The sequence below is a fragment of the Planomonospora algeriensis genome (assembly GCF_977012225.1).
In genome coordinates, this window is sequence record NZ_CDRNDK010000596.1 from 1 (window position 1) to 3219 (window position 3219).

The 3219-nt window shown below is 71.2% G+C and carries 8 protein-coding genes; 6 read left to right on the forward strand and 2 right to left on the reverse strand.

The genetic code is table 11. The features are described from left to right. The first annotated feature begins 231 nt into the window (after nucleotides 1–231). Nucleotides 232–417 carry a hypothetical protein gene (locus ACWJ6R_RS33005; RefSeq protein WP_449065976.1) on the forward strand — a complete coding sequence of 62 codons (186 nt, stop codon included), beginning with the start codon at nucleotides 232–234 and terminating at the stop codon, nucleotides 415–417. Between the two features lie 334 nt (nucleotides 418–751). On the opposite strand, the gene ACWJ6R_RS33010 is transcribed toward ACWJ6R_RS33005, so the two are convergent. Beyond that, nucleotides 752–1000, reverse strand: a complete 249-nt coding sequence (locus ACWJ6R_RS33010; protein ID WP_449065977.1) for a hypothetical protein — start codon at nucleotides 998–1000, stop codon at nucleotides 752–754. Further along, the gene (locus ACWJ6R_RS33015) at nucleotides 997–1293 is read right to left on the reverse strand and encodes a type II toxin-antitoxin system prevent-host-death family antitoxin (protein WP_449065978.1); all 297 of its coding nucleotides are present in this window, start codon (nucleotides 1291–1293) and stop codon (nucleotides 997–999) included. The genes ACWJ6R_RS33010 and ACWJ6R_RS33015 overlap by 4 nt, the downstream gene beginning before the upstream one ends. 305 nt (nucleotides 1294–1598) lie before the next feature. Between ACWJ6R_RS33015 and ACWJ6R_RS33020 the strand changes: the two genes are divergently transcribed. The 5 genes from ACWJ6R_RS33020 to ACWJ6R_RS33040 are packed head-to-tail and all read left to right on the forward strand — an operon-like array spanning nucleotide 1599 to nucleotide 3080. Next, entirely contained in the window at nucleotides 1599–1979 is a 381-nt protein-coding gene (locus ACWJ6R_RS33020; RefSeq protein ID WP_449065979.1) for a hypothetical protein, read from the forward strand. A gap of 58 nt (nucleotides 1980–2037) precedes the next feature. Next, nucleotides 2038–2190, forward strand: coding sequence for a hypothetical protein (locus tag ACWJ6R_RS33025; RefSeq protein ID WP_449065980.1), 153 nt, complete (start codon nucleotides 2038–2040; stop codon nucleotides 2188–2190). 13 nt (nucleotides 2191–2203) lie between these two features. Then, nucleotides 2204–2449 (forward strand): DUF7167 family protein, encoded by a 246-nt coding sequence (locus tag ACWJ6R_RS33030; RefSeq protein ID WP_449065981.1) that lies wholly within the window; start codon nucleotides 2204–2206, stop codon nucleotides 2447–2449. Continuing rightward, complete coding sequence (locus ACWJ6R_RS33035) at nucleotides 2449–2841, forward strand: hypothetical protein (RefSeq protein WP_449065982.1); 393 nt, start codon at nucleotides 2449–2451, stop codon at nucleotides 2839–2841. The genes ACWJ6R_RS33030 and ACWJ6R_RS33035 overlap by 1 nt, the downstream gene beginning before the upstream one ends. Next, nucleotides 2838–3080, forward strand: a complete 243-nt coding sequence (locus ACWJ6R_RS33040; protein ID WP_449065983.1) for a DNA-directed RNA polymerase subunit alpha C-terminal domain-containing protein — start codon at nucleotides 2838–2840, stop codon at nucleotides 3078–3080. The genes ACWJ6R_RS33035 and ACWJ6R_RS33040 overlap by 4 nt, the downstream gene beginning before the upstream one ends. Nucleotides 3081–3219: the final 139 nt, after the last annotated feature.

Sequence of the window (3219 nt, forward strand, 5' to 3'; positions counted from 1 at the left end):
GCCCAGCCGTCGCCGTCGCCGTCGCCGCATGGGCACGAGCATGAGCCGACGCCCGCGCCGCCGACCGCGTCGCCGCTCCCGGAGCCGACAGCGAGCACGACCGCTTCCGCCCCGGCTGAGCCGACATCGACACCGCCGCCGGAGACCGAACCACCACTGGGGGAGGAGTCCGAGCGGCCGGAGCCGACCGAGGAGCCTGAGCAGCCGGAGCCGACCGGTTCGCCGGACCCGATGCCGGGGGAACCGGAGCAGCCCGAGAAGCCGGACGAGCCGAGGGACGGCCTGCTCCCTCTACCCCTGCCGGACCCGGACGACGAGCTGGCGGCCGCGGCGGCGCCGATCCTTCCCGCGGGGGCGGGAGGAACGGTGGCGGCCGGCGGCTGGTGGTACGTGCCGGCCGGGCCGCGCTGGACGTGACGTCCCCGCATCAGGGGGCGACGCGACCGCAGGCGACGAAGGCCGGTTGGCTGTCGTCCTCGCGGGAACCTCCGGGACCGGGGTATGGGCGCCGAGTGCCTTATGGCCGGTTCGGGGTCGTGTGCCGGGTTCGCGGTCCCGTCCGGCTCGTAAATGATCTCTCTGTGGTGGCCGCTGCCGGGCGAACAGCCGGTTCCGGATAGGGAAAGGTCCGGGAGGGGGGTGCGCCGCTCCTGAGCCCTTTCAGGCGTTCACCCCTGTTCGAGGGGTGCCGAGGAGGAGATCCAGGAGCGGCACCCTCGCTCCTGGACTCCCTCGGCGCGTTTCGGCCTCGTCAGGTGTCGACGTGGAGGACCCAGACCGACACGCGATCCAGGTCCTCCGGGCCGTGCGTGTAGAGCGCGCGGTAGGCGGGCGTGATCAGCTCGTACGCGCCGGGGATCCCGGCGTACGGCACGGCTTCGGGGGGTGTGGGGTCATCGCCCAGGTCCAGCAGCGCGTCAACGATCGACGCGCGCAGGGTCATCGGCGCAAGGCGCAGTGCGGCCTTGACGTCCGGGGCGAAGTGGACGGGAATCTTCACTGGGGGGCGTCACCCAGCCCGAGGTCGGCGTACGCCTGCTCGCGCGACGTGTAGACGGTCATGTCGAGTTCCCCCCGGGCGGCGGCGTCGATCTTGGCGCGGACCTCGGCGGCCTCGCGCTCTCGCTTGAGTCGTACATACTCCTCGAACTCCTCCTCGGATATGAGCACGGCGCGCTCGGTGGTGGAGCGGCTGATGGTGGTGTGCCGGCGGCCGTGGACGGCTCGCGCTACGAGCGTGCCGAGTTGGCTGCGGGCTTCGGAGATGCCCAGTGAGTCGCGGGTGGTGGTCATGCGGGCGCCGTTCCCTCGAGGGCCGGGTCGCTCTGCTCCGGCCCTCTCGTCTTCTCGGTTCTTGGTGGAATGCCTCCACCATACGCGAGGCTGGACAGCCAGCACAGGAAGCACAACATGTACATGTTGGTCAACAGGCTGATTTTTATCACCGGGAATCACAGTTCCCACCGATAAAACCGGCGGCGCCCTCTGGACGAAATAATAAAACTACCCTACACTCTCAAGTGTGAAGGCGGGGGCGGCCCCACCAGGAGCGGTTCCCGGCCCGCCCCGCCCGCCCCAGGACCGAAAGGACCCAGCGCATGCACAACGACTTCGTCCCGTTCGACGCCGACCGCGCCACCCTCGCCGCGTTCCTCGAGGGGCACCCCGAGTGGGAGCGCACCAACTCCTGCGACCACTACGTCTCCTACTGGCACCCCTCCTTCCCGCGGCGGTACGACCGCATCGAGATCCCCGCCAACGACGACCCCCACTTCAGCACCGAGGACCGCACCACCTGCCGGACCGCCGCCCGTCTCATCAACGCCGTCACCCTCGGCGTGCCGACCTCCACCCCGGAGGAAGCCGTCCGCCGCCTGGTCGAGATCACCGAGTGGGCGCGCACGCGCGGAGCGGGCATCCCCGACTCCCTGACCGCCGAACTGCTGGCCATCACCACCGGGACGTCGGTGACTCGATGATCGTCCGGCCCGCCCCCGCCCGGGGCGGGCCACCCTCCCCTCGGACAAGGAGACCCCGGTGACCGGCACCGACGAGACGCCGATCGGCTTCTGCCAGTACCCGACCAGGCTCAACGAGTACGGCATGCCCGCCGAGACCTGCTGCGTCCCCGCCGTCGAGCACCGCCCCACCCACCTGTTCGTCCGCTACGTCTGCACGACCCACCGCTAAGGAGAAAACCCCGATGCTCGACATTGAGCAGCGCTGGAACGAGACCAACGCCGACACCACCGAGACCGACACGATCAAGCTTCGTGTCGACGTCTGCACCGAGAAGATCGGCTCCACCGTCTGGGACATCATCGACACCGAGATTCTCGCGGCCGAGTGGGACGCCATGACCCCCGAGCAGCAGCAGGAGCACGGGACCAAGGCTTACCGCGAGTGGATGTTCGAGCAGCTCGAGGGCGGATGGAAGGTCGAGCGCTGATGACCCGCATCGTCCGGCTCGCCCCCGCCAACGCCGACCTGCCCAGCCTCATCCGCTTCCTGGACCAGAGCCCCGCCTGGATCCGCCAGGACACCCGCAGCAGCCACCTCGTGTGGGAGCCCGACCCCGAGCTCTCCCGCGTCATCTACGGCCGGACCCGCCGCGACACGCTCGTGCTCCTGCCGCCGCCCGAGGTCGCCGCCCACGTCGATGTCGACCGCTGGTGCGACGAGGCCGTGACGGTCATCAACGCCGTCGCGCTCCGCCTCGACCCGAAGACGCCCGCCGAGGCCGTCGACCGGCTCGCCGACATCTACCGCGCCGCCGACCCCGGCAGCGCCATCGCCCTCATCGCCTCCGGCCAGGTGGAGACCGAGGAGGACGACAAGTGAGCGCCAGCGCCGCCGCCATGGCCGCCGCGACCGGCCAGCCCGACCGCCCCCTCACCGACCTGCCCGGCCTGACCTGGCACGCCACCAAGCCCCTCACGCAGGCGTCGATCCGCACCATCGGCGATCTGGCCGGCCGCGCCGACGACGACCTGCTGCGCCTCCCCCAGTTCGGCCAGCGCCGCCTGGACGCGCTCAAGACCGCCCTCGCTCTCGCCTCCGAAGGAGTCCCCTCCCGATGAACACCCGGCCCCGCCCCCTCCGCCTGGAGGGGGCGGTCCCCCTCACAATCTGGCACGGCTCCCTCGCCGACGACGACGCGGCCGCGCTCGCCGTCGCCGTCCGCGCCCTCGCCCCGGCCGCCCGCATCGTCGCCACCAG